This is a genomic window from Micromonospora sp. NPDC047762 (assembly GCF_043204655.1).
GTDB lineage: Bacteria > Actinomycetota > Actinomycetes > Mycobacteriales > Micromonosporaceae > Micromonospora.
The window spans coordinates 278144-303948 of record NZ_JBIDCQ010000004.1 but is presented as its reverse complement, the minus strand read 5'-3'; the positions used below and the strand labels follow the sequence as shown (position 1 = coordinate 303948).

General features: G+C 72.6%; 20 protein-coding genes and 1 pseudogene. 6 read left to right on the top strand and 15 right to left on the bottom strand.

Annotated features, from left to right (window positions below; genetic code table 11):
- Positions 1-42: 42 nt before the first annotated feature.
- Positions 43-1329, top strand: coding sequence for an aspartate--tRNA(Asn) ligase (aspS, locus tag ACGF3C_RS15360; RefSeq protein WP_357229541.1), 1287 nt, complete (start codon positions 43-45; stop codon positions 1327-1329).
- 49 nt (positions 1330-1378) lie between these two features.
- Here the strand turns inward: aspS and ACGF3C_RS15355 are convergent, their stop codons facing one another.
- From ACGF3C_RS15355 to ACGF3C_RS15340, 4 genes are all read right to left on the bottom strand, one after another.
- Positions 1379-1771 (bottom strand): VOC family protein, encoded by a 393-nt coding sequence (locus ACGF3C_RS15355; RefSeq protein WP_357229544.1) that lies wholly within the window; start codon positions 1769-1771, stop codon positions 1379-1381.
- Positions 1772-1818: 47 nt separating this feature from the next.
- The gene (gene lipB, locus ACGF3C_RS15350; protein WP_357229547.1) at positions 1819-2460 is read right to left on the bottom strand and encodes a lipoyl(octanoyl) transferase LipB; all 642 of its coding nucleotides are present in this window, start codon (positions 2458-2460) and stop codon (positions 1819-1821) included.
- A gap of 85 nt (positions 2461-2545) precedes the next feature.
- Complete coding sequence (locus ACGF3C_RS15345; RefSeq protein ID WP_393222292.1) at positions 2546-3823, bottom strand: hypothetical protein; 1278 nt, start codon at positions 3821-3823, stop codon at positions 2546-2548.
- A gap of 57 nt (positions 3824-3880) precedes the next feature.
- Positions 3881-5713, bottom strand: coding sequence for a DUF2079 domain-containing protein (locus ACGF3C_RS15340; RefSeq protein WP_393222289.1), 1833 nt, complete (start codon positions 5711-5713; stop codon positions 3881-3883).
- A gap of 212 nt (positions 5714-5925) precedes the next feature.
- Here ACGF3C_RS15340 and ACGF3C_RS15335 point away from each other — a divergent pair, with 212 nt between their 5' ends.
- Positions 5926-7167, top strand: coding sequence for a PHB depolymerase family esterase (locus ACGF3C_RS15335; protein WP_393222853.1), 1242 nt, complete (start codon positions 5926-5928; stop codon positions 7165-7167).
- A 98-nt stretch (positions 7168-7265) separates the two neighbouring features.
- Here the strand turns inward: ACGF3C_RS15335 and ACGF3C_RS15330 are convergent, their stop codons facing one another.
- Positions 7266-8165, bottom strand: a complete 900-nt coding sequence (locus ACGF3C_RS15330; RefSeq protein WP_393222286.1) for a TIGR01777 family oxidoreductase — start codon at positions 8163-8165, stop codon at positions 7266-7268.
- A gap of 184 nt (positions 8166-8349) precedes the next feature.
- Complete coding sequence (locus tag ACGF3C_RS15325) at positions 8350-9339, bottom strand: aldo/keto reductase (RefSeq protein ID WP_357229556.1); 990 nt, start codon at positions 9337-9339, stop codon at positions 8350-8352.
- 56 nt (positions 9340-9395) lie between these two features.
- Between ACGF3C_RS15325 and ACGF3C_RS15320 the strand changes: the two genes are divergently transcribed.
- Positions 9396-9791 carry a MerR family transcriptional regulator gene (locus tag ACGF3C_RS15320; protein WP_393222283.1) on the top strand — a complete coding sequence of 132 codons (396 nt, stop codon included), beginning with the start codon at positions 9396-9398 and terminating at the stop codon, positions 9789-9791.
- 25 nt (positions 9792-9816) lie between these two features.
- Here the strand turns inward: ACGF3C_RS15320 and ACGF3C_RS15315 are convergent, their stop codons facing one another.
- Both ACGF3C_RS15315 and ACGF3C_RS15310 read right to left on the bottom strand, forming a co-directional pair.
- Positions 9817-10311, bottom strand: coding sequence for a hemerythrin domain-containing protein (locus tag ACGF3C_RS15315; protein WP_357232974.1), 495 nt, complete (start codon positions 10309-10311; stop codon positions 9817-9819).
- Between the two features lie 103 nt (positions 10312-10414).
- Complete coding sequence (locus ACGF3C_RS15310; RefSeq protein ID WP_357232972.1) at positions 10415-11752, bottom strand: low temperature requirement protein A; 1338 nt, start codon at positions 11750-11752, stop codon at positions 10415-10417.
- Positions 11753-11904: 152 nt separating this feature from the next.
- Between ACGF3C_RS15310 and ACGF3C_RS15305 the strand changes: the two genes are divergently transcribed.
- Positions 11905-12840, top strand: coding sequence for an SDR family NAD(P)-dependent oxidoreductase (locus ACGF3C_RS15305; protein WP_357232970.1), 936 nt, complete (start codon positions 11905-11907; stop codon positions 12838-12840).
- Between the two features lie 61 nt (positions 12841-12901).
- Here the strand turns inward: ACGF3C_RS15305 and sucB are convergent, their stop codons facing one another.
- Both sucB and lpdA read right to left on the bottom strand, forming a co-directional pair.
- Positions 12902-14746 (bottom strand): 2-oxoglutarate dehydrogenase, E2 component, dihydrolipoamide succinyltransferase, encoded by a 1845-nt coding sequence (sucB, locus tag ACGF3C_RS15300; protein ID WP_393222278.1) that lies wholly within the window; start codon positions 14744-14746, stop codon positions 12902-12904.
- Between the two features lie 67 nt (positions 14747-14813).
- Positions 14814-16205 (bottom strand): dihydrolipoyl dehydrogenase, encoded by a 1392-nt coding sequence (gene lpdA / locus ACGF3C_RS15295; RefSeq protein WP_355007762.1) that lies wholly within the window; start codon positions 16203-16205, stop codon positions 14814-14816.
- 178 nt (positions 16206-16383) lie between these two features.
- On the opposite strand from lpdA, the gene ACGF3C_RS15290 reads away from it, so the two are divergent.
- Complete coding sequence (locus tag ACGF3C_RS15290) at positions 16384-16710, top strand: hypothetical protein (RefSeq protein WP_355007761.1); 327 nt, start codon at positions 16384-16386, stop codon at positions 16708-16710.
- A gap of 48 nt (positions 16711-16758) precedes the next feature.
- Here ACGF3C_RS15290 and ACGF3C_RS15285 read toward each other — a convergent pair whose 3' ends face one another.
- Positions 16759-18333: a leucyl aminopeptidase gene (locus ACGF3C_RS15285; protein WP_357232545.1), complete on the bottom strand. Its 1575-nt coding sequence runs from the start codon at positions 18331-18333 to the stop codon at positions 16759-16761.
- Between the two features lie 162 nt (positions 18334-18495).
- On the opposite strand from ACGF3C_RS15285, the gene gcvT reads away from it, so the two are divergent.
- Entirely contained in the window at positions 18496-19626 is a 1131-nt protein-coding gene (gene gcvT, locus ACGF3C_RS15280) for a glycine cleavage system aminomethyltransferase GcvT (protein WP_357232548.1), read from the top strand.
- Positions 19627-19763: 137 nt separating this feature from the next.
- Here gcvT and ACGF3C_RS15275 read toward each other — a convergent pair whose 3' ends face one another.
- The 4 genes and pseudogenes from ACGF3C_RS15275 to ACGF3C_RS15260 all read right to left on the bottom strand — a co-directional run.
- The gene (locus tag ACGF3C_RS15275; protein ID WP_393222273.1) at positions 19764-21059 is read right to left on the bottom strand and encodes a DUF2314 domain-containing protein; all 1296 of its coding nucleotides are present in this window, start codon (positions 21057-21059) and stop codon (positions 19764-19766) included.
- A 67-nt stretch (positions 21060-21126) separates the two neighbouring features.
- Entirely contained in the window at positions 21127-21900 is a 774-nt protein-coding gene (locus ACGF3C_RS15270; RefSeq protein ID WP_357206173.1) for an adenosylcobinamide-GDP ribazoletransferase, read from the bottom strand.
- The gene (locus tag ACGF3C_RS15265) at positions 21890-23824 is read right to left on the bottom strand and encodes a bifunctional adenosylcobinamide kinase/adenosylcobinamide-phosphate guanylyltransferase (protein WP_393222269.1); all 1935 of its coding nucleotides are present in this window, start codon (positions 23822-23824) and stop codon (positions 21890-21892) included. The genes ACGF3C_RS15270 and ACGF3C_RS15265 overlap by 11 nt, the downstream gene beginning before the upstream one ends.
- Positions 23825-24304: 480 nt before the next feature.
- A pseudogene (locus ACGF3C_RS15260) lies at positions 24305-25783 on the bottom strand (protein kinase); the annotation flags it as partial.
- Positions 25784-25805: the final 22 nt, after the last annotated feature.

The window sequence follows — 25805 nt, the reverse complement described above, 5'->3', positions numbered from 1 at the left end:
AGGGCGGCGACGGCGTGGCGATCGACCGAGGAGCAGCCCGCCATGCAACGAACCCTGTCCGAGCAACTGCCCGCCAGGATCGGCACGACAGTGCGGATCGCCGGCTGGGTGCACCGCCGCCGACTGCTCAAGTCGGTGGCCTTCCTGATCGTGCGCGACGCCACCGGCCTTGCCCAGGTGGTCGTCACCGACCCGGCCGTCCGCGCCGAGCTGGAGAAACTCACCGAAGAGACGGTCGTCGAGGTCACCGCGACGGCCACCGCGAACGGCACGGCGCCCGCCGGGGTCGAGCTGACCGACCCGACGGTACGTCTCCTCGGGTCGCCCGCCGAGCCGCCGCCGTTCGACCTGTACCGGCCGGCACTCACCGCGAGCCTGCCCACCCAGCTCGACAACGCGCCCACCGCGCTGCGGCACCCCACCCGTTCGGCCGCCCTGCGGATCTCGGCGGCCGCGGTGGCCGGGTTCCGGGCCGCACTCGACGCCCAGGACTTCGTGGAAGTCCACACGCCGAAGGTGGTCAGCTCCAGCACCGAGAGCGGTGCGAACGTGTTCGCGCTGGACTGGTTCGGTCGACCCGCCTACCTGGCCCAGTCACCGCAGTTCTACAAGCAGTTGATGGTCGGTGTCTTCGAACGTGTCTACGAGGTCGGGCCGGTCTTCCGGGCCGAACCCCACGACACGGTCCGGCACCTCGCGCAGTACACGTCGCTCGACGCGGAGCTGGGCTTCGTCGCCGACCACCGGGACGTGATGCGCGTGCTGCGCGACACGGTGGCCGGGATGCTCGGCACCGTGGACGAGCGGGCCGCCGGCGCACTGGCGACGCTCGGCGTCTCGCCGCCGCAGGTGCCGGCGGAGATCCCGGCGGTGCACTTCACCGAGGCGCTGACGATCGCCGGCGCGCCCGCCGACGAGCCGGACCTCGCGCCCGCCCACGAACGGGCGCTGGGGGAGTGGGCCCGGCGCGAACACGGGTCGGACTTCCTGTTCGTCACCGGCTATCCGATGGCGAAGCGACCCTTCTACACCCACCCGGACCCGGCGCGGCCCGCGTACTCGAACGGTTTCGACCTGCTGTTCCGGGGTCTGGAGCTGGTCACCGGCGGGCAGCGGTTGCACCGGCACGCCGACTACCTGGCGGCGTTGGCGGCCCGGGGTGAGCCGGTCGAGCCGTACGTCGGCTACCTGGACGCGTTCCGGCACGGCATGCCGCCGCACGGTGGCTTCGCCATCGGCCTGGAACGGTTCGTGGCCCGGCTGGTCGGCGCGGCGAACGTCCGCGAGGTCACCGCGTTCCCCCGTGACCTGCACCGGCTGACCCCGTAGGTGGGAGCCCTGCCGGCCCACTCGATCCGTGGAGCGGGCCGGCAGCGGCTCAGGCGGGGCCGAGGAGGTCCCAGAGGTTGCCGGCAACGTCGCGGAAGACGGCGACCCGGCCGTACGGTTCGGTGCGCGGCGGTTTGACGAACTCGACGCGCTTCTCGACCATCCGGCGGTAGGTGGCGTCGAAGTCGTCGACCTGGAGGAAGAACCCCACCCGGCCGTGGGTCTGGTCGCCCACCGCGGCCTCCTGCCGCTCGCCGTCGGCACGGGCCAGCAGCAAGCCGGTGCCGCCGCCCGGCGGACGGACCACCACCCAACGCTTCGGCCGCCCGTCATTGGTCAGCGACGGGGCGTCCTCGGCCAGCTCGAAGCCGAGCACCCCGGTGAAGAAGGCGATGGCCGGGTCGTACTCGGTGATGACGACGGTGACGAGATCAATCTGCACCGACCGAGGGTAAGCCGCCAGTCGGTCACCCGACGCGCGGCCGACTCTCAGATCGCGACAAGGGTGGAGAGCCGGCGCTCGACCACCGGCAGCACGTCCGCGACGCTGATCGGCCGACCAAGCTCGGCGGTGAGCGAGGTGACGCCAGCGTCCCGGATGCCGCACGGCACGATCCGGTCGAAGTACGTCAGGTCGCAGTCGCAGTTGATCGAGAAGCCGTGCAGGGTGACGCCCCGGGCCACCCGGATGCCGATGGCCGCCACCTTGCGGGCCGGCCCCCGGTCGTCCTCGGGCACCCAGACCCCGCTGCGCCCCTCGACCCGGCCGGCGGTCAGCCCGAACTCCGCGCACACGTCGATGAGCAGCTCTTCGGTCCGGCGCACGTAGGCGACCACGTCCACCGGGTCGGGCAGGCGCAGGATCGGGTAACCGACGAGCTGCCCCGGCCCATGCCAGGTGATCTTGCCGCCACGGTCCACGTCGACGACCGGGGTGCCGTCCATGGGCCGGTCCCACGGTTCGGTGCGCTTGCCCGCCGTGTAGACGCTCGGGTGCTCCAGCAGCAGCACCGTGTCGCCGCGCTCGCCAGCCACCACCGACTCGTGCAGGCTCCGCTGCTCGTCCCAGGCGGCCTGGTAGTCGAGCAGACCGGCACGGACGGCCGTCAGGCCGGGGGTCGTCGTTGTCACGGCAACCAGCCTAGTCCCGTCCGGGGCGATCATCCCTGGTGAGCCGCCTCACGAGGACCACGTCAAGCCGCTCGGCGGCTCGTTGTCACGCCGGAGCAGGGCCCGTCGCAGCGCGGTGGCGGCGGACCCGGCGGACGATGAGAGCGATCACGAGCAGCGTCGGCACGGCCAGCGTCAGGTAGACCCAGAGCGGGGCGGCGAAGGGTGACGGTTGGGGTTCCGGCCCACCGAACGCGGCCCGGGTCAGCAGGTCGCCCGGCACCATCAGGTTGGTCGACCCGACCGGCGTGGTCACCAGCACCTCGCGACCGCCCTCGGGCGACAGCGCGGCGAGAGTGGCCTGCCGGTCCGTGGCCGCCTCCGTTCTGCTGACGTACCGCAGGAGCGGGTCGTCGCCGCGCCAGCCGACGATCCCGCTGACCGACGTGCCGGCCGGCAGGGCCTGGCCGACCGCCTGACCGGTGGCCGTGTCCAGGAACTCGATTCGCCAGCTGCGCGCCGCCAGCTGCTCGGCCGTGCACCTGGGCCCGGCGCAGCCGTCGAAGGCGAGCAGGGCGAGCCGCCGGCCGTCCGGATGCCAGGCGGCGGGGCCGGCCAGCATCCGCCGGTCGCCCAGGTCGACCTGCCAGCGAGGACCGCCGCCGGTCGGGTCCAGGACCACAAGTCGCTGGCGCTCGGCGAGCCGGGCAGGCACGTCCGGCGAGCCGGTGACCGCCACCAGGTCGCCACCGGGTGACCAGGCCGCCTCGTTGTGGGCGGCGAAGGTGCCGGCCTCGACCACCTGCTCGGTGCCCTGGTACGGGTCGACGACGAGCAGGTCGTCGGGCTTTTCCGGGTCGTTGAGCTGCTGATTGTCCGGCCCGTAGCTGATGACGTGATCGTCGTTGTTGCGGGTGCCGAGCACGCGTCGCCCATCCGGTGACCAGGCGAACGGGTGCAGCCCGGGTTTCACTGTGCGGCGCTGCCGGCCGGTGGTGAGGTCCAGCAACTCGCCGGACTGCGGCCGCAGGTAGTGGCGCCCGTCGGGGGAGAGCAGCCCGTGCCCCTCCGCCATGCCGATCGGGATGAGCCGGTAGGCGCCGTCCCGGGCGACAAGCACGCCGGTCGACTCGAAATAGCGGGTGCGGTCGGTGAAGAACACCAACGCGGCCGGACCGGCCGGTCGTTGCCCCACGGTGGCCTGCCACAGCCACGGATCGCGCACCCGGCTCGGCACCACCCCGGCCGTGCTGTCGGTGAGAGCGCTGCTCGCGGCCGCGGCGGGGCGGTCAGTGGCCGTGGCCGCTGGCGCGCTGAGCGCCACGAGCCCCAGCGCGAGCCCGACAACGGTGGCACGCCGCAGTCGCCCGCCGGTCGATTCCATCGGCCCATTAGACGCGATGACGGCCGGTCGTGATGCCCCGACCGGCCGCGTCGCGGACTACCGATCGGTGGGCGGGATGCGCCAGAGCCAGACGTCGTCGACCCGTTGCGGCTCGCCGAACAGGGCGATGCCGGTACGTCGCAGCGCCTCCTCGTCGACCTCGAACTTCGCGCCGTGCACCTGGTCGGCGAGCACCACCGTCTCGATGCGCCAGTGCCGCAGGTCCGACTGGACCTCCCGGATCGTGCCGTCGGTGATGATGGGGACCAACCCGGTGCGGCCGGCCTGGTCCATCAACGCGCTGAGCGTGCGCGGCACCGGACCGATCCGGCCCCGCCCGTCCGGCCCACCGGGCCCGAGGAAGAAGCCGCCCGGGATGGCGAACTCGCCCTGCCGGTGCGACAGCGCGTACGCCTGCCACCGCTGACCGTCCGGGTAGATGTCCACGGTCAGCGGCACCGGGGTCAGCACCCCGTCGGGCGAGACGTAGTCCCGCCAGGTGCCGGAGGTGATGAACCGCGGGATCGGCTCCCGCTCGTCGGTCAGCAGCGGGGTGGGCAGCAGCGGCACCAGGGCCGCCGCGAAGCCGAGCACCCAGGCCAGCTCCGTGGGGCGGTACCGGGGTGGCGCGGCACGCAACTGGTCGACGGTGTACGCCAGCACCAGCCCGATCACCGGCGCGACCACCAGCGCCAGCCGGGCGGGCAGCGCGGCGTTCACCACCGGCAGTTGTCCGAGCAGGTCGAACGGCATGGGGAGGTCGGTGCGTCGCCCGTCGACCTTGGCGATCGGGCCGAAGGAGAGCACCGAGAAGATCAGCGCCAGAACGCCCAGCGCCCAGAGGGTGGCCCGGCGGCTCGGGTCGGCCCGCCGCCAGAGCGTGACGAAACAGACCACGGTGAGCACCAGCAGCGGAATGCCGAAGAACGAGTTCTCCTCGGTCGGGTTCGGCGCCAACGAGGTGCCCAACCCGGCCTCGCCGGCCAGCGAGCGGCGTGGGAAGGCGGCGAACGCCGCGATGTCCTCGGAGTGGATCACCGGGTCGAAGCCGGTGCCGTGGAACCGCTGCGGCCCGGCGAAGTGCAACCACAGGGGGTACGACAGCAGCACGCCGGCGACCACGGCGGTCACCCCGAGCCCGCGCACGAAGGTGGGCAGCACGGCACGGGCCTCCGCCCGGTTGGCCGGGTGCAGCGCCCAGATGGCGACGAACACCCCCAGCGCCAGCGCGGTGAAGAAGAGCCCTTCGGCGGCGATCGAGAAGGCCACCGCCACCAGCACGCCGAGGATCACCCCGTCCCGAAGCCAGTGCCCGGCGCGGCGTAGCGCGAACAGCCGCCAGATCAACAGCGGCACCAGCCAACCGGCGGTCCAGTTCAGGTGCGCGTTGGCGTGCGACACCATGCCGGGGGAGTAGGCGATGAACAGGGCGCCGACCCCGGCGGCCAGCCGGCTGCGGACCAGGTGCCGGGAGAGCAGCCAGTACCAGACCAGCGCGGTGGCGAGCAGGTTCAGGGTGAGGATCACCAGGAACGTCGCCGGCGGCCCGATCAGGTACGTGAGCGGGGCGAAGACCACCGCGTACACGGTGATCGTCGTGTTGACCGCGAGGTTCACGCCGTCCGGGACGTTGATCAGGTAGGTGAAGAGCGGGTTGTCCCAGTGGGTGACCGAGTGCCCGCCGAAGGCCAGCAGCCATTCGAACAGCGCCTGGTCACTGGAGTTGACGGTGATGGTGCGGGTGTTCGGGTCCCGCCACAGCCCGCTTGTCACCCAGACGGCGAGCGCGAGCGCCACCAGCACGACGATCAGGTCGGCCCGGCGGTCCCGGACGGTGCGCTGCGGTGACGCGGGGGCGGGCCCGGTGGCCAGCGACGGGGAGGACGGCACGCAGCGGACGTTACCAACCGGACCTGGACGGTCCGGTCAGACCGGCGGTTGTCGTCGGTTCTGGTACGGCGTCGGCGGGCGGGGTTCGGCGTACACAGCGTTCGTCGTGAATGTGTGAGTCCACCCCATGTCATAGCGGCGACACATCGTCGTAACGTCTCGGCAACTCGACAGTGACCCAGTTCACAGTCCGCCCCTTCCAGGAGGCCGCCGTGCGCCGCTCCTCGTCCACCCTCACCAGGCTGCTCGGTGCGGTCGCCGGGCTCGCCCTCGCCGTCACGGGCGCGGTCGCCGTCGCCGCACCCGCTCAGGCCGCCACTCTCACCCAGGTCACCGGGTTCGGCTCCAACCCCGGCAACCTCGCCATGTACGCCTACCGGCCGGACAACCTGCCGGCCAACTCCCCGGCCGTCGTCCTGCTGCACGGGTGCACCCAGAACGCCTCCGGCTACTTCGCCGGCTCGGGCTGGCAGAAGTACGCCGACCAGTGGAAGTTCGCCCTGATCGTCGCCCAGCAGCCCAGTGGCAACAACGCCAACTCGTGCTTCAACTTCTTCGAGGCCGGGGACACCACCAGGGGGCAGGGCGAGGCGCTGTCGATCAAGCAGATGGTCGACCACGCCAAGGCCAACTTCGGGGTGAACGGTTCCCGGGTCTACGTCAGTGGGCTCTCCGCAGGCGGGGCGATGAGCGCCGTCATGCTGGCCACCTACCCGGACGTCTTCGCCGCCGGATCGATCATCGCGGGAATCCCGTACCGCTGCGCCACCAGCATGGTCAACGCGTTCAGCTGCATGAACCCGGGTGCGGACAAGACCCCGGCCGCGTGGGGCGACCTGGTGCGGGGCGCGTACTCCGGTTACACCGGTCCGCGCCCCCGGGTGGCGATCTGGCACGGCACCTCGGACACCACAGTCACCCCGCTCAACGGCACCGAGTCCCGCGACCAGTGGACCAACGTGCGAGGCGTGTCGCAGACCCCGACCAGCACCTCGTCGCTGCCCGGCAACACCAGCCTGGAGGTGTACGGCAACGACGACGTACGCCTTTACCGGATCTCCGGAATGGGCCACGGCACCCCGGTCGACCCGGGCTCGGCGGCCGAGCAGTGCGGCACCGCGGGCGCGTACTTCCTGGACACCATCTGCTCGACGTACCGTGACGCGCTCTTCTTCGGTCTGAACGGCGGCGGGACCAACCCGACCCCGACCCCGACGGCCACCCCCACGCCGACGCCGACCGCCACCCCCACGCCGACCCCGACGGCCACCCCGACCACGCCGCCGACCTGCGTGACGGCCAGCAACTACGCGCACGTGGCGGCCGGTCGGGCGTACCAGTCCGGCGGCTACGCCTACGCCAACGGCTCCAACCAGCGGATGGGCCTCTACAACACGTTCTACACCAGCACCCTCAAGCAGACCGCCCCCAACCACTGGGTAATCGGCTGCTGACCCCACCCGCCCGCCTCTGTTGATCAAGAGGTTTGCGTCATCCGGGAGCCGGATTCTGACGCAAGTCTCTTGATCAACAGGGTGGGGAGGGGGTGGGGTCAGGGGGTCAGGGCTGCTTTCAGGGCAGTGTCGAGAGTGGGGTGCTGGTAGGGGTAGGCGGCTCTGGTCAGGACTCCGGGGAGGACCCGGGTGCTGGTGAGGGCCTCGTGGGAGAAGCCGCCGAGGGCCACCTTGAGCGCCAGTGCGGGAATCGGGATGACCGCCGGCCGGTGCAGTTGCCGAGCCAGCTCGCGGGTGAACTCGGCGTTGGTGACCGGGTTCGGCCCCACCACGTTGACCGGGCCGGCGATGTCGTCGCTGTCGAGCAGGAAGCGGACAGCGTCCAGCCAGTCGGCCATCGAGATCCACGGCAGCCACTGCCGGCCACTGCCCAACCGGCCGGCGATGCCGAGCTTGAACGGCAGCAACTGCGGCTTGAGCAGGCCGCCATCGCGGTGCAGCGGCAGGCCGGTACGCAGCCGGACCACGCGTACGCCGGCGTCCTCGGCCGGACGGGTCGCGGCCTCCCACACCCGGCAGACGTCGGCCAGGAAACCTTCGCCGGCCGGGGCGTCTTCCTCGACCGCCCGGTCGCCCGTGTTGCCGTACCAGCCGACGGCGGATGAGTTGAGCAGCACCCGGGGTCGGCCCGTGGCGGGGAGCCCGGCGATTGTGGTCGCCAGCGTGGTGGTGGTGTCCACCCGGCTCGTGCGGATCAACCGCCGGTAGTCGTCGTTCCAGCGTTTGTCGCCGACGCCCGCGCCGGCCAGGTTGACCACGGCGTCGGCCTCGGCGACCACGGCCGGATCGAGCTGCCCGGCGGCCGGGTCCCATCGCTGCTCCTGCGGCCCGCCCGGCGCTCGACGGACCAGCCGGGTGACCTCGTGTCCGTCGCGGACGAGCAGGTCGGCCAGCCGGGTGCCAAGGAAGCCGGACGTGCCGGCCAGAAGGATCCGCATACCCCCATCTTCGTCCAAACCCCCGCCCCCGGACGCATCTGGAGCCCTCCACCCCTCGCCGATCTTGCACTTTCGGTTGCCGTTCTGCCCTGCTACGCCCTTTTTGTCGACACAGAAAGTGCAAGATCGACGGCGCGAGAGGGCGAGGCCGGGGGCGGGGTTAGGGGTGGGGGCGAGGGGTGGGTTAGGGGGTGCGGAGGTCGGTTAGGAGGCGCTCCACCTCGGCGTAGGACTCGGCGCTCAGGGGGCCCAGCTCCAGGGTGGTGAGGTTCTCGTCGGCCTGGGCGACCGTGCGCAGGCCGGGGATCGGCACGGTACGGGGGCTGCGCGCCAGCAGCCAGCCCAGCGCGCCCTGGGCCAGGGTGCGCCCGTCGGCGGTGAGCGCCGCGCGGACCTGGTCGACCCGGGCCGCCCAGCGTGGCGTCGGCCGGCCCTCGGTGAACCATTCCAGCCACTCCGGTGCCCGTCCGCGCACATCGTCCGCCCCGACCGCCCGGGTCGACCCGGTGAGCAGCCCCATCGCCAGCGGGCCGCGGTTGAGGCTGGCCAGGTCGTGCTTGTCGCAGACCGCCAGCACCGCCGCGTTGTCGCGCAGCACCGACTCGTCGTGCTGGATCGCGGCGCAGTGCGGGCCGGCGGCCGCGAACGCCTCCGCCGAGGCCGGGTCGTCGGTGCTCCAGCCGTACGCCCGGATCTTGCCCTGGTCGACAAGGGCCTCCAGGGTGTCGACCAGATCGAGCGCGGCGGGCACCGGCAGTGCGTTGATGTGCAGTTGGTAGAGGTCGACGTGGTCGGTGCCGAGCCGGCGCAGCGAGTCTTCCAGGCTGCGCACCGCGAAGGCCGGGCTGGCGTCGGTGCCGAGCGCCCGCCGGGTGCTCTCCTCGCTGACGTTGCCGAACTTGGTGGCGATGACCACGCTGTCCCGCCGCCCGGCCAGGGCTCGACCGAGGATCCGCTCGCTGTGCCCGGCGCCGTAGTTGCTGGCGGTGTCGAACAGGGTCACCCCGAGATCGAGCGCCCGGTGGATGGTGCGGATCGACTCGTCGTCGTCCACCTCGCCCCAGCCGAACGGCTGCCCGTCGTCACCCCAGAGCGGGCCGCCGATGGCCCAGCACCCCATTCCGATCGCGCTCACCGCGATGCCGCTGCGTCCCAGCGTCCGTGTCGTCGTCATGGTCACCAGCCTCCAACCTGGAGCGCGCTCCAGGTCAAGCGCTACCATCTCGCGAGATGAGCGGTTACGCCCCTTCGGAGGCCGCCCGCCGCAGCGGCTTCAGCCTGGACACCCTGCGGTACTACGAGAAGATCGGCCTGCTCGCGGACGTTGAGCGCACGGCGGGCGGGCAGCGGGTCTTCACCGACGACGACCTCGGCTGGCTGGTGCTGTTCCGCTGCCTGCGGGACACCGGGATGCCGATCGCGCAGATGCGCCGCTACGCGCAACTGGCCCGCGACGGCGAGCACACCACCGACGAGCGGCACGAGTTGCTGTGCCACCACGCGGCGCGGGTCGAGGAGCAGATGCGCCTGCTTCAGCGCCAGTACGACCACCTCCGGGAGAAGATCCGCTTCTACGAGCGGCTACCCCCGGTCGCCCCGGGCTCGGAGGCCGAGCAGGCCGGCTAGGGGGAACCGTGCGCGCTCAGGCCGGCTAGCCGGAACCGGGCGCGGACAGGCCGAGCAGGTCCGCTGTCGTTCCGGGTCGACCGGTGAGCGCGTTCAGGGCGGTGACCAGCCGCTTCTCCTCGTAGCGGAAGTGCGACTCCAGCAGGGCGGCGAGCCCGGCCAGCTCGGCGCGTACCTGGGCGACCGGCACCGCCGCGTCGCCGCCCAGCAGTGCCTCGACCCGTTCCAGGATCCCCGCCACCACCTCGTGATCGGTGATCAGGTTGTCGATGACCGGGCGCAGCTCGGGGGCCTCCTCGGCCAGCAGCCGGAACGCGCCCGCGTCCTCACCGGTGTGGTGTCGGCCGAGCGCGGCGCAGAAGGTGAGGCAGTGCGCGCGCAGGTCCCGCGACGGGGTGTCGAGGCTTGCCTGCAGTCGGGCCAGCTCCGCGCTGAGCCAGAGGTGAATCTCGATCATCTGATTGCCGACGGCGGCGAGCCGGCCGGCCGGTGAACTAGTTGGGTGCACGTGTCGTCCCATGCTGTCCCCGCGCCTCCATGCCCACGGCGGCCTTCGGGCCGGGTGCACTGCGACGCTGGGCCGAAGTCTAGGGCCGGCCGGCCACGCCTCCCAAACCCGGGAATCACGGAGTGGTCGGTTCGTCGGTCTCCTCGACGTCGTGCCAGCGCGCCCGCCAGGCGGCCTCATGGGCCTCGTGGCTGGTCCGCTCCTGGAAGACGACGGCCCGCAGGGCGTGCCGCGACTGCGCCATCACCACCACCTCCACGGCCACCAGCGCCACGCAGATCACTGTCGCGAGGATGAGCGCGCCCAGCGCCGGCAGGTGCTGGCCGACCGGAAGGGCAGCCGTGAGAACCACTATGACGCCGATGCGGGTCCAGGTGACGGTGTGCAGGGTGCGCAACTGGAAGAGCAGGTTGACGGCGAAGTAGCAGATCAGACCGCCGAAGAACATCGGTATCGCCGGTCCCTCGATCTTCTCGGCGATCCCGCCGGCCGGGTCGGTGATCTTGTGGAGGATCTGCTCGTTGCCGATCGAGAAGAGGATCACCCCGGCGATCATCGGCAGGTACGCGTACGCGTACGCGTCGCGGGCCATCGCCACCCGAGGGCCGCCCTCCGCCGCGTGCAGGGCGATCCGGGCGGCCGGCCCGATGAAGTCGAAGTGCGCCCACCAGAGGGCTGCGGTGACCACGATGCCGAGCGCGGCGGCGGCCACCGCCGGCCAGGTGACCGGCTTGCCGAGCAGGTTACCGCCCACCCCCGTCGAGATGATCGACTCGCCCAGCGCGATGATCAGGATGAGGTCGTAGCGCTCGGTCCAGTGCTCGGCGCTGGTCACCCCCCAGCCCCAGGTCCCGACGATGAAGCCGGTGGCGTACTGCACCACCACCACGGCGATCCACAGCCCGTCGCGGACCAGGGCGGCCCGGTCGGGGTCGGTGATCTGCGGCGGGATGAGCGCGGCGGCCAGCAGCAGCACGATGCTCACCGCCAGCTCCGGAGCGAAACGCCGCAGTTGCCGCCGCTCCTGCGGGCTGTCCCGCACCACGTGCTGATAGAGGATCCAGTGGATGCCGCGGACCACGACGTAGCTGATCGCCACCAGCATCGGGCCGGCGGCGCTCCCCTTCGGGTCGCTGAACGCCTGCGGGAGCGCCAACGCGAACGCGAACAGGGCGACCATCGCGATCACCATGAGCACCGGGACGTAGCCCTCGCCGAGCCGGACCCGGGTGGCGACCAGGCTGTGCACCACCCAGATCCACCAGAGCACGGCGAGCACCAGGCTGGCGTGCAGCAGTTGCCGACCGGAGATGTTCGCGGCGGTGGCCCGGGTGATGATGAAGAACGAGAAGACGAAGACCAGGTCGAAGAAGACCTCGAACTTGTCCACCCGGGCGCCCGGGGCGATCGGGACGGCCGGTCCCAGCTGTCCACGCCGCCGGTAGCCGCCCACGATCCCACTCTGGCAGCGTCCGGGCTGGTCGGAGGCCCGAACGGCGAGGGTGACGGGCTCGGCGTTACCTCCGGCCCGGGTCGGGGAAACACCGGGGCCACGGCCTTCCGCAGCGGGCCGGTCGGTCCGCCCACCCCGGACAAGGATGGACAATGACGACCAAAAACCCGATCACCACTTCGTTCGCCCATCACTCCACAGCGATGGACGTGATCCGGGGCGTGGACCTCGCCGGGCGGCGGGCGGTCGTCACCGGCGGGTCCTCCGGGATCGGCGTGGAGACCGCCCGCGCCCTGGCCAGCGCAGGCGCGGAGGTCACCCTGGCCGTCCGGAACCCGGACGCGGGTCAGCAGGCCGCCAACGACATCACCGGCACCACCGGCAACGACCGGGTCCTGGTCGCCCCGCTCGACCTCGCCGACCAGGGTTCGATCGCCGATTTCGTGGCCAACTGGGACGGCCCCCTGCACATCCTGGTCAACAACGCCGGGATCATGGCGGCACCGCTGTCCCGCACACCGCAGGGCTGGGAGATGCAGTTCGCCACCAACCACCTGGGGCACTTCGCGCTCGCCAACGGGCTCCGCCCGGCACTCGCCGCCGGCGACGGGGCCAGGATCGTCTCGGTCAGCTCCGCCGCCCACCTGCGCTCACCGGTGGTCTTCGAGGACATCCAGTACGACAAGCGGGAGTACGAGCCGTGGCAGGCGTACGGGCAGTCCAAGACGGCGAACGTGCTGTTCGCCGTGGAAGCGACCCGACGCTGGTCCGACGACGGCATCTACACCAACTCGCTGATGCCCGGCGCGATCCAGACCAACCTGCAGCGCTACGTGAGCAAGGAGGAACTGGACCGGATGCGGTCGGGCAACGCGGCGGCCTGGAAGACCGTCGAGCAGGGCGCTGCCACCTCCGTGCTGGTCGCCGCGTCACCGCTGCTCGACGAGGTGGGTGGGCGCTACTTCGAGGACTGCCAGGAGGCCGCCCCCGCCCAACCGGGCCAGCGGACCGGGGTCGCCGACTACGCGCTGGACCCGGAGGCCGCCGAACGACTCTGGCAGGTCTCCACCGCCCTGCTCAAGAGCTGAGCACCAGGACGGGAAGGGCGCCCCGGTCGATGACCGGGGCGCCCTCTCGTCGTTCAGCGGATCAAGCCAGGCCCAGCTCCGACTCGAAGTTGCCGGCCTCCAGCCGCTCCTTGACAGTGGTCAGGAAGCGGGCCGCGTCGGCGCCGTCGATCAGCCGGTGGTCGTAGGACATGGCCAGGTAGACCATCGACCGGATCGCGACGACCTCGCCCAACTCCGGGTCGTTGACCACGACCGGCCGCTTGACGACGGCACCGGTGCCGAGCATCGCCGACTGCGGCGACGGCACGATCGGGGTGTCGAAGAGCGCACCCCGGCTGCCGGTGTTGGTCAGCGTGAAGGTCGCCCCGGCCAGCTCGTCCGGGCTGATCTTGTTGGTCCGGGTCCGCTCGGCCAGGTCGGCGACCCGCTTGGCGATGCCGCCCAGGTTGAGGTCGCCGGCGTTGTGGATGACCGGCGTCAGCAGACCCCGCTCGGTGTCCACGGCGATGCCGAGGTGCTCGGCAGCCGGGTAGGTGATCGTGCCACCCTCCAGGTCCATGCTGGCCTGGACGATCGGGTGGGTCTGCAGCGCCTCGATGGCGGCGAGCGCGAAGAACGGCAGGAAGGACAGCTTCACGCCGTGCCGCTGCACGAACGAGTCCTTCGCCTGCGCCCGCAGCTTGGCGATCCGGGTGACGTCCACCTCGACCACCGTGGTGAGCTGCGCCATCTCGTGCAGCGACTCGTGCAACCGCTTGGCGATGGCCTTGCGGATCCGGGGGAGCTTCTCGGTGGTGCCCCGCTTGCCGCTCGGCTGCGGCTTCGCGGCCGGGGTGGCCGCAGCCGCCGACGGTGCGGCCGACGGCGCCGGTGCGGCGGCGGGAGCGGCCTTGGCGGCCTTCGCCTTCTCGGCCGCCTCCAGCACGTCCTGCTTGCGGATCCGACCACCCACACCGGTGCCGTTGAGCGCGGCCAGGTCGACGCCGTGCTCACCGGCCAGCTTGCGCACCAGCGGGGTCACGTACCCGGCGGCCTCCTCGCCGGCACCCGGCGCCGGAGCGGACGGACGTGCCGGCGCCGAGGTCGACGCGGCCGGCTGCGCGGCCTGCTCGGTCTTCGCCGGCTGCGCCGAGCTCTCGGTCTCCGCGGCGGGCTCGCTGTACGAGGCGCCCTGCGTCGGCTCCTCGACCTTCGGCTCCGGCTTCGGCTCGGCCTTCGGCGCCGGCTTGGCCTCCGCCTTCGGCTCGGGCTTCGGCTCGGGCTGCGCCTGGGCGGGGGCCCCGCCGGCAGCGCCGATGATCGCCAGGTCGGCGCCGACCGCTGCGGTCTCGTCCTCGGCGACCTTGATCTCCAGCACCGTGCCGGCGACCGGCGACGGGATCTCGGTGTCCACCTTGTCGGTGGAGACCTCCAGCAGCGGCTCGTCGACCTCGATGGTCTCGCCGACCTGCTTCAGCCAGCGGGTGACCGTACCCTCGGTGACGCTCTCGCCCAGGGCGGGCATCTTCACCGCGGTGCCCTCGCCCGACGAGGCGGCGGCCGGAGCCGGAGCCTCGGCCGGGGCCTCGTCCTGGGCCACCTCGTCCGCGGTGCCCTCGGCGGCGGCCGTCGGCTCGGCGGCCGGCTCGGCCGACTCGGCCGGGGCCTGCTCCTGCGGGGCTGCCTCGCCGCCGCCGGTCGACTCGCCCTCACCGGCGATGACGGCCAGCTCGCTGCCGACCTCGGCGGTCTCGTCCTCGCCGACCACGATCCGGCTCAGCACGCCGGCGGCGGGTGACGGGATCTCGGTGTCGACCTTGTCGGTGGAGACCTCGAGCAGGGGCTCGTCGACCTCGACCGTGTCGCCCTCCTGCTTGAGCCAGCGAGTGACGGTGCCCTCGGTGACGCTCTCGCCGAGCCGGGGCATGGTGACCGATACCGGCATGTTCTGAGACTCCTTCATTCCCCTGGTGGGATCTTCGCCCGTCGCCGGACGCCGCGGTTGTGGATGATCAGGCGTGCGCGTGCAGCGGCTTGCCGGCGAGGGCCAGGTGCGCCTCGCCCAGGGCCTCGTTCTGGGTCGGGTGGGCGTGCACGAGCTGGGCGACCTCCGCCGGGTACGCCTCCCAGTTGTAGATGAGCTGCGCCTCGCCGATCAGCTCACCCACCCGGGCGCCGATCATGTGTACGCCGACGACCGGGCCGTCCTCGACCCGGACCAGCTTCACGAAGCCGGTCGTCTTGAGGATCTGGCTCTTTCCGTTGCCACCCAGGTTGTAGTTGTACGTCTTGACCTTGTCGGCGCCGTACTGCTCCTTGGCCTTGGCCTCGGTGAGGCCCACCGACGCCAGCTCCGGGTCGCAGTACGTGACGCGCGGGATGCCGACCTCGTCGATCACGGCGGGGTTTTGGCCGGCGATCTCCTCGGCGACGAAGATGCCCTGCTGGAAGCCGCGGTGCGCGAGCTGGAGGCCGGGCACGATGTCGCCGACCGCGTAGACGTTCGGCACGCTGGTGCGCAGCCGCTCGTCGGTCAGCACGAAGCCGCGGTCCATCTTGACGCCCTGCTCCTCGTACCCGAGGTTGGCGGTGTTCGGGCCGCGACCCACGGCGACGAGCAGCAGCTCCGCCTCGACGGTCTCGCCGCCCTGGATGGTCAGCTTGACGCCGCCCTCGGTCTTCTCGACCTTCTCGAACGGCTTGCCGACCTTGAAGTTGATCTTCCGCTTGCGGAACGCCCGCTCCAGCGCCTTGGACGACTCCTCGTCCTCGGCGGCGACCAGCCGGGGCAGCGCCTCGACGATCGTCACGTCCACGCCGAAGGACTTCCACACGCTGGCGAACTCGACGCCGATCACACCGCCACCGAGCACGATCACCGACGACGGCACCCGGTCCATCGTGAGGGCGTGGTCGCTGGTGATGATCCGCTCGCCGTCGACCTCCAGGCCAGGCAGGCTCTTCGCGTACGAGCCGGAGGCCAGGACGATGTTGCGGCCGGTGTAGCGCTTGCCGTCCACCTCGACCACGTTCTTACCGACCAGCTTGCCGGCACCCTCGACGATCGTGATGCCCTTGTTGCCCTTCAACATGCCCTGCAGGCCCTTGTAGAGGCGGGCGATCACGCCGTCCTTGTACGAGTTGACGCCGGCCATGTCGATGCCGATCAGCTCGGCCTTGACCCCGAACTGCTCCGACTCACGGGCCTGGTCGGCGATCTCGGCGGCGTGCAGCAGAGCCTTCGTCGGGATGCAGCCGTTGTGCAGGCAGGTGCCGCCGAGTTTGCCCTTCTCGACCAGCGCGACCTTCAGGCCCAGCTGGACGGCGCGCAGCGCGGTCGCGTAGCCGCCGCTGCCACCTCCGAGAATGACAATGTCGAAGGTCGCTTCGTTCGGCTCGCTCACGTCCAACTCCCAGGTCGCGTCGCTGCATCGGGGGTCACAGAGGTGTAACACGGACACACCCCACCTCGGTCATCTTGTCACCACTGGGCACAGGGTGCGTACCGAGGTGCCCAACGACACGTCATCGACACGTACCCTTGGCACCGTTGTCGATGACGCTCGGTGGGGGAGAGAACCGGTGGGCTTGTTCCGGCGCCGCAAACAGGCGGCTGTGCCGAGCCATGACCGTGCTGCCAGTCGTGGGGATCTGGACCATTTGGAGAACTTCATCCGGAGTCGGCGCGGCGTCGAGGCGTACATCGAACCCCGTACGACGGTGACCGAGACCACCGTCATCCTGATCGCCGACGACGGGGAGTGGACCCGTCGGCGCATCGACGGCCCGGACGGAGCCCGGCGCTTCGCGTACCGGATGGGCATCCCGGTCTACGACGTCCGGCTGATGGGCTACCCGCAGCGGATGCGTGACTTCAACGAACGCCGCAAACGTCGCCCCGAGCGGTAGTGAAAGGGGCCCCCGGCGTCGACCGGGGGCCCCTCGCTTTCCGTTCCGTCAGCCGTTGGCGGCGACATCCTCGACGAGCTGCACCAGCGTGCGGACCGGAACGCCGGTGCCGCCCTTGGTCCAGTAGCCGGTCGGCTCGCCCGAGTGGTAGCCCGGCCCGGCGATGTCGATGTGCGCCCACGCCACGTCGTCGGTCACGAACTCACGCAGGAACACGCCGCCCTGCAGCATGTGACCGGCCCGGTCCATCCCGGCGTTGACCTGCGAGATGTCCGCCACGTCCGACTCCATGCCCTTACGGACGTCGTCGGGCAGCGGCATCGGCCAGGCTGGCTCGCCGACGGCGTCGCCGGCCACCTTCACCCGGTCGCACAGCTGCGGGGTGCCCATCACGCCGGCCATCCGCTTGCCCAGCGAGATGACCTGGCCGCCGGTCAGGGTGGAGGTCTCGAACAGGTAGTCGGTGCCGTCCGCGCAGGCACGGGCCATGGCGTCGCCCAGGATCATCCGGCCCTCGGCGTCGGTGTTGAGCACCTCGACCCGCTTGCCGTTGAACATGGTGATCACGTCACCCGGCCGGTAGCTGGTGCCCGACGGCATGTTCTCCGCCATCGGCAGGTACGCGCTGACCGCCACCGTCGGCTTCAGCGCGGCGATCGCCAGCATGGCCGCGCCCACCGCGGCGGCGCCCGCCATGTCGGACTTCATCTCCCACATACCCTGCGCCGGCTTGATCGAGATGCCGCCGGTGTCGAAGGTGATGCCCTTACCGACCAGCGCGACCCGCTTGCCGTTGCCGCCGCCCTGCGGGGTGTAGGTCAGCTTCACCAGCCGCGGCGGGGCCTCCGAGCCCTGCCCGACCGCGACGATGCCGCCGTACCCGCCAGCGGCCAGCGCCGCCTCGTCGAGCACCTCGACGCCGAGGCCCGCCTCGCGCGCCGCGCTGGCGACCGCGTCGGCGAACGACGGCGGACGCAGCTCGTTCGGCGCGGTGTTCACCCAGTCCCGGCTGAGCCGGACCGCGCCCGCCACCGCCTGCGCCCGGACGACCTCCGCCTGGGCGCCCGCGTCGCCGGCGTCCGGCACCGCGATGAGCACCTCGGCCACCGGCTCACGCCGGGTCGGCTGGGGCCGGGTCTTGTAACCGGGGAACCGGTACCCACCCAGCAGCGCGCCCTCGGCGACCGCGCGCAGCTCGGCCGACGCGTCCGCGTCGTCCGGCAGCGGCAGCGCCAGCGCGACAGTGGGCGCGCCCGCCAGAGCCCGGATCGCCGCACCCGCGGCCCGGCGCAGCGTCTCCGGGGCCGGGGCGGCACCCGACGGCTCCGGGCCGAGCCCGACCGCGGTGACCAGCGGGGCGGTCACGGTGCCCAGCGTGGCCAGCTTGATCACCTCACCCGGCCCGCCGGTCGCGCCGAGCAGCGCGAGGGTCTCGGTCAGCTTGCCGTCGAACGCGGCAGCGATGCTCTCGGCGCCGCTGGCGAGCAGCAGGGTGCCGGCGAGGCCGCTGGTGGCGCCCTGCTCTCCGGTCTGGCTGTGCACGCCGATCACGATCGCGTCGACGGCGAGCTCCGCCGGGTCGGTGTCGACCAGGCTCAGGTTGGTGGTGCGGGGTGAAGTCACTGAAGCTACTCCGGGCGGGCCGGGCCGGTCGCGGCGTCGCGTACCAGCGGTGAAGGTCTCCGGCGGAACCTACCCGCCGGACGTCATGGCTGTCCCGCCGACAGCGCCAGCGGGCTCCCGCCGATGCTAACCAGCGACGTTGCCCCCGGTAAGTTGCCACCCATGACCGACGTGACCTCCGACGCTGCCGCGACCCGGCTGCGCCGTTCCCCGCTGCACGAGCGGCACACCGCCGCCGGAGCCAAGTTCGCCCCCTTCGGGGGCTGGGAAATGCCCCTGGAGTACGCCGGCGGCGGGGTGCTCAAGGAGCACACCGCGGTGCGTACGGCGGTCGGGGTCTTCGACGTGTCACACCTGGGCAAGGCCCGGGTGAGCGGCCCCGGCGCGGCCGACTTCGTCAACTCCTGCCTCAGCAACGACCTGGGCCGGATCGGCCCGGGCCGGGCGCAGTACACGCTCTGCTGTGACGACGCCACCGGCGGTGTGGTGGACGACATCATCGCCTACCTCTACGCCGACGACCACGTCTTCCTCATTCCGAACGCGGCGAACACCGCCGAGGTGGTGCGCCGGTTGCGTGCCGCCGCTCCCGCGCAGGTGACAGTCACCGACGAGCACGAGGCGTACGCGGTGCTGGCCGTGCAGGGTCCCCGCTCGGCCGAGTTGCTGGCCGCCCTGGACCTGCCCACCGAACACGGCTACATGAGCTTCTCCGCCGCGAGCCTCGCCGGGGTGGAGCTGACCGTCTGCCGCACCGGCTACACGGGTGAGCTGGGCTACGAGCTGGTGGTGCCGGCGGAGCACGCGGTCACCGTCTGGGATGCGCTCTTTACCGCCGGCGCGGCGTTCGAGCTGCGCGCCTGTGGGCTCGCCGCCCGGGACACGCTGCGGACCGAGATGGGTTACCCGCTGCACGGGCAGGACCTCTCCCTGGACATCAGCCCGGTGCAGGCCCGCTCCGGCTGGGCGGTCGGCTGGGACAAGCCGGCCTTCTGGGGCCGCGACGCGCTGCTCGCCGAGAAGGCCGCCGGCCCCCGGCGTACGCTGCGCGGCCTGGTGGCCGTCGACCGGGCGATCCCACGGCCCGGCATGACCCTGCACGTGGGCGACACCCAGGTGGGTGAGGTGACCAGCGGCACCTTCAGCCCGACGAGGAAGCAGGGCATCGCGCTGGCCCTGCTGGACACCGACGCCAACCTGACCGACGGCGACGAGGTCGAGATCGACATCCGAGGCCGCCGAGCCCCCCTGAAGCTGACCAAACCCCCCTTCGTAACCCCCTCAGTGAAGTAACCCCACCCCTAACCCCACCCCCAGACCTGGTTGATCATGAAGTTATTGCCACGACACGCCGACGGCGGTGGCAACAACTTCATGATCAACGCGGAGAGAGGGCCGGGCGGACCGGGAGTGGGCGGGGGAGCGGGGGGTTAGCGCGAGGGGGTTGGGGGTTCGCCGGAGTCCAGGACTGCCTGGGTCCAGCCGCCTTCGATGACGCCTGTGGCGTCCAGGACGGCCCAGTCGACCACGTCGGTCGTCTCTACGACCACGGGGGCGCCGATGCGGACGCTCTGGTCGGTGTTGGCGTCGCTGGCGCTCACGCCGACGATGCGTTCCGGGGTCTCCCACGACGTGACGCCTGCCCAGACGTACTCCGGGCCGTCGTCTCCGGGCAGGCCGTACTTCACCACCAGTTGTGACTCGGTGGGGAGAAGGCCTGCGACGAACCGGGCCCGAGCGTCGTCCAGCGCGGCCCGGGCGGTGGCGACGGCACGGCTCATCGCGTCGCCGGAGCGGGCGTAACGCACGTCCGGCTGGATGCCGGAGAACAGGGTCGCGCAGGCGGCGGCGTAGTAGCGCCCGTCCGGGCCGGGGTGCCCGGCCGGCGGGCGCAGGCTGAGGAACGAGTCGGCCTCCGGGTCGGTCGCCGGGTCCAGTTCGAGGCGCAGCAGCACCGGGGCGGTGGCGCCGTGCTGCTCCGGGTTGCCGTACGCCACAGCGATGTCGTGCCCGGTGACAGTGGCCAGCACCGGGAGCTGCACGAACGCCGGCACCTCCTCGCCGGTGAGCCCGTCGGTCCAGTCCCGCAGCAGTCGGCGGGCCGCCCCGGTCATCACCGCACCCCAGGCCCGGGTGAGGTGGTCGGGCACCCCCTGGGTCTGCAACTCCAGCAGACCGAAGCGGCGCAGCCCCTTGGTGGTGAACCACAGGCCCTCGGTGTCCGACGAGTACGGCACCAGCACCCAGTCGACAAGTCGGATGCGGCCCTGCTCGTCGGGGAGGGAGCGCAGCGCGGTCGCCGGGTCGAGGAACTGGAGGCCGAAGACGTCCACCACGTCGCTGTCGACGGATTCCGCCACGGCTGCCGCGACCGCCCGCGCGGCCCACTCGTGCGCGGGTGGCCAACCGGGCCGATACTCGGCCTGTACGACCACCAGGTGCGTCGCCGCCGCCAGCCGGTCCAGTTGCTCCTTGGTGGCACCGAACGCGGTGAGCAGGTCCGGTGGCAGCTCGGGGAACTCGGCGATCGGCCGGGTCTCGACGCTCATCAGCGGGCTGTCGAGCATCTGCCGGGCCAGCCCGTGCACCGGCTCGGCCAGTCGGCCGGTCAGGGCCGCCACCGCGGTCTTCGCACTGACCTTCGGTAGCCCCGCCATCGGCACCAGGTAGGTCGCGCTGAGCGACTCCGGCACCGGGACGGGCAGGAAGTCGTCCGTGATGAGCATTGTGGGTTCCCCCGGTGGCCGCGCCGGTGTTGTCGAGCCGAACGCTACCCGGCCCGCCGGGCCCGGTTCAGCCGGACAGCACCAGACCCAGGTAGACCAGCGTGGTGACCACCTCGACGGTCGCGCCGAGGACGTCACCGGTGATCCCGCCGAGGCGGCGTACCACGTGGTTGAGCAGCGGTAGCGCGACGGCGGTCGCGGCGACGACGGCCAGCGGCCCCTGCCATGGACGGCCCGGCACCGCGGGCACCGCCAGCAGCACGACGGCGACCGCGCCGGCGGCCACCGCCACCGGGCCGACAGTGCCGGCGACCAGCGCGCCCAGCCCGTCGGGCCGGGCCGCCGGCACGCCCCGCCGGCAGGCCACCGTGACACCGAGCCGCCCGGCCGCGGTCGCCGCGACCACCGCCGCGAGGCACGCCGGCCAGGACCGACCGGCGAGGTCGGCGAGCGCCGCCGCCTGCACCAGGAGTACGACCACCAGGGCGACCACCCCGAACGGGCCGACGTCCGGCTTCTTCATGATCTCCAGGGCCGCCGCGCCCCGGCGGTAGGAGCCGAGCGCGTCAACTGTGTCGGCCAGCCCGTCCAGGTGCAGCCCTCGGGTGAGCAGCGCGGCGACGCCGACGGTGACGCCGGCCGCCACCAGCGGCGGTGCGAGCGCCCCGGCCAGCAGCAGCACACCGGCCAGCAGGGCGCCGAGTAGCGCGCCGACCACCGGGGCGAGAGCCATCGCCGTGCCCGCGACGGGTCGGTCGATGCGCCCGGCCCGCACCGGCAGCGTGGTGAACGTGGTGACCGCCAGCCGGGCTCCCGCGAGCAGCCGTGGCTCAGCCGGCACGCCAGCCCGACGCCGGCTGCTCGTCCACCCCGGTGCTGGCCGGGCCCGGCCCGGCCGGCACCGGCTCGGCGAAGTCGGGCTCGGTCGAGTCGGGCTCGGTGAGATCCGGGTCCGCGTAGCTCGGGTCGGTGGACTCCGGCTCGTCGGCGGGCGGGTCGGTGTCGTCGGTGCCGCCCAGCGACGGGTGCACCGGCAGCGCGGCGGACAACGCCAGCACCGAGCGCAGCAGCGGCAGCGCGACCAGCGCGTTGGCGCCCTCGCCGAGATCCATCCGCAGGTCGAGCAGCGGGGTGAGGCCCAGCACGTCGGCGGCGAGCCGCACGGCCGGGTGCCCGCCGTGGTCGGCCAGCAGGCACCAGTGCCGGGCCTGCCCGGCCAGGTCACGGCTCACCATGGCGGCGGCCAACCCGACCGGACCGTCGAGCAGCACCGGCACCCGGCGGGCGGTGGCGCCGAGCAGCACGCCGGTGGCCACCGCCACGTCGCCGCCGCCCAGCTCGGCCAGGATGTCCTTCGCGCCGCGAGACGAGCGTCGGGTGCGGTGCAGCGCGTCGCGCACCGCCGCGCAGCGGATCATCCACGCCGCGTCGTCGATCTCGCCGGAGTCGGTGATCACCCGACCCAGCACGGCGGGCGGCTCCGCGCCCGCGGTCGCCGCGAGCACCGCCGCGGCCGCCGCCTCGGTGCCGGCGCCGCACGCGGCGAGCACCAGCAGGTGTACGCCGGCGTCGGCGGCCTGCTCGGCCAACCGCCAGCCGTAACGCAGCGCGGACTCCACCTGCTCCGGCGCGAGGGCCTGCTGGTCTTCGATCGGCGCGGAGGCCGGGGTGTCCACCACCTGGAGACTCGCGCCGCTCTCGGCGGCCAGCCGTGCCAACGCGCCCTGACCGGCGCGAGCCTGTGCGGCGCGGCGTGCCGACTCACCGGCGACGGTGCCGGCCGCCGCCCCGCCGGCGTGGTCGCCGTGCAGCAGCAGAACCCGCGCCGAGCTCCAGGCGGCGGGGGTCGAGGTGCCCTGGGTGGCGGCGGCGAAGCCCACCACCCGGTCCAACACGCCCAGCCCGGCACCCGGTACGTCCAGCGTGGCCAGTCGGTCGACCGCCTGCGGGCCGGCGTACTCGTCGGGCATCGGCAGCTCCATGCCGGGCTGGATGACCAGCCCGGTGGACACCATCGGCAGCGCCATTGTCGGCGCGGCCCACGGGTTGCCCGGTTCCGCGGTCGGGGCGGCCGGCGGCGTGGGGGTCAGCACGTCGGGGAGCTGCACCTCGGGGGTGGGCTCGGTGTCGGCCAGGCTCGCCACGGCCGGCGAGGTGGCGGCGGCCGGCGACGCGGTCACGGTGGCGGGAGCGGACGGTTCGGTGGCGGTGGCGGTGGCGGGCGACTTGAGCCAGACCGGCTGACCGGCGACGACCAGTACGACCGCGTCGCAGGCGTCGGCGACCGCACGGTTGGCCGCGCCCAACGCGTCGGTGAACGCCCGGCCCAGCGGGGTGGTCGGCACCAGCGACAGCCCCACCTCGGGGCTCACCAGCACCACCCGGGCGGCACTTTCGCGGATCGCCTCGGCCAGCTCGGCGATGGTCGCCACGTCGTCGGCGGGCTGGTGGTCCGGGTCGAGCAGCACCGTCACCCAGCCGCCCAGGTCGTCGACCAGCAACAACTCGTTGGGCTCGGCGGACCCGAGCACGTCGGCCAGCCGGCGTGGGTCCTCGGTGGTCTCCTCGGTGGTCCAGCTGCCCGGCCGTCGGGCGCGGTGCGCCGCCAGCCGGGTCGCCCACTCGGTGTCCTCCGGGTCGCCCTCGGGCGCGGTGGCGACGTACCGGACCACCGGCGCGTCGCTGACCAGGGACTCGGCGAACTCGGACTTGCCGGACCGGATACCGCCGAGCACCAGGACCGTGTTCCACCCGTCTACGGACATGCCCGTACCTTAGTTCTCATCCTTCGGGCCCGGGCACGTCGCCCCGACCCTGCCGAAGATCGAAAGTCCGTTCCGCCTCCATTGCGGGGAAGCGCCCAGTTCCCCCACCCGAATGCGGCGCGACCCCGGCCCGCTGCACTGCCGGCGCGGCGGTCAGTCGCAGTGTTCGAACCCGCTGCCGTAACTGACGCCGCCGGTGGTGCCGCCCCACTTGACGCACGTCCCGGCGGCGGTGGCCCGCACCGGCCCGGCGTAGTAGTCGAAGGACCCGCTGTCAGTGCTGCGGGCCCGACCCTGCACCTCCAGGTACGCCGACACGGCGGACTTCGCGCCGACCGCGGTGTCCTTGAGGGTGACCACGCAGTTGGTTCCGGTGCCCGCGTGGTACAGCAGGAAGACCCGGCCCTTGCGCTGCCCGTCCCCGCCGGTCAGCGTCGCCGAGTCGATCACCTGGTAGCCGCTGCCGCACGCCTGGGCGGCCGTGTACGGGTTGGGCCGGCTGGACGGGGTGCGGCTGGGTGTCGGTCGGCTGCTGGTCGTACCGGTCGGCGTACCCGGCGCCGCGGCGCCGGTGGGGTCGCCGCTGGTCGTCGCGTCGGCGGGAGACCCGGTCGGGTCGGCCGTCGCGGTGCGACCGACCCGTGGCGTTGCGCTGGGCCCGGGCCCGGTGGTGGTCGCGTCCCCGGGCGGCAGCGGTGCGTCGGTGACCGCCGCCGACTCGCCGGCCAGCGCGGGTGGCTGGTCCGCCGAACCCGACTTCGCTTCGGGTCGAAGCGCCACCACGGCCACCGCGACGACGAGCGCGACGAGGACGGCCGCACCTGCCCCGACCAGCAGCGGACGGCGTCGGCCCGGCGGCCCGCTCCCGAGCGCGTCCTCCCGGGTCGGCTTCGGCTCGGTCGTCGCTTCGACCGCGACGCCCGCCGGTGGGCGTAGAGCGGCGGGCCCTGCCGACACCGACCCGGCGGGCGGCGTCGCCGCGACCGACGGTGCGGAAGCCGGGCCGGCTGGCGGAACGGGAGTCGGGCCGGCCGGCGGTACGGAAGTCGGGACGGCGGGGGCCGCGACGCCCGGGGTGGGAGCGGCCAGCGCCCACGGTGGGCGGGCGGAGACCGGAATGCTCGCCACTGTCGCGTCGCGGGCATCGGCGGCGGCAGCGGCCAACTCAGCGGCGCTGCCGAACCGGTCCTCCGGACGCTTGGCCAGCGCGCGGGCCACCACTGCGGCAACCGCCGGTGGGGTGTCCGCCGGCAGCGCCGCCGGGTCCTCCTGGGCGTGCCGCAGCGCCACCGCGAGCGGGTTGTCACCGTGGAAGGGCGGCTGCCCGGAAAGGCAGAAGTAGGCCACCGCGCCGAGCGCGTAGATGTCGGTGGCGGCTGAGACCGGCTGCCCGGTGGCCTGCTCGGGGGACATGTACGAGGCGGTGCCGAGCACCATGTTCGCGGCGGTGAGCCCGGCCATGTCGCGGGACCGGGCGATGCCGAAGTCGACGAGCACCACGGTGCCGTCGCCCTTGACCAGCAGGTTGCCCGGCTTCACGTCCCGGTGCACGATGCCGGCAAGGTGTGCGGTGTGCAGCGCGTCGGCGGCCTGGGCCAGCACCGACATGGTGGTGGCCGGGTCCAGCCGCCCCACCGCGCGCACGCGGGCGGACAACGGCTCGCCCTCGACGTACTCCATCACCAGGTAGTCGACCTGGCTGCCGTCGTCGAGCACTGCCTGCCCGACGTCGTGCACCGGCACCACGCCGGGGTGCCGCAGCGCGGCCAGCATCCGCGCCTCGGCCCGGAACCGGGCGGTGAACTCCGGATCGGCGACCAGCGACGGCAGCAGCACCTTCACGGCGACCTCGCGTTCCAGCAGAACGTCGGTGCCGCGCCAGACCGCTCCCATCCCACCCGTCGCCACCCGCTCGCCCAGCCGGTACCGGCCGCCGAGCAGCACTCCCCGTGTCAGCACCGAGCCACCGTACCGGCCGGCT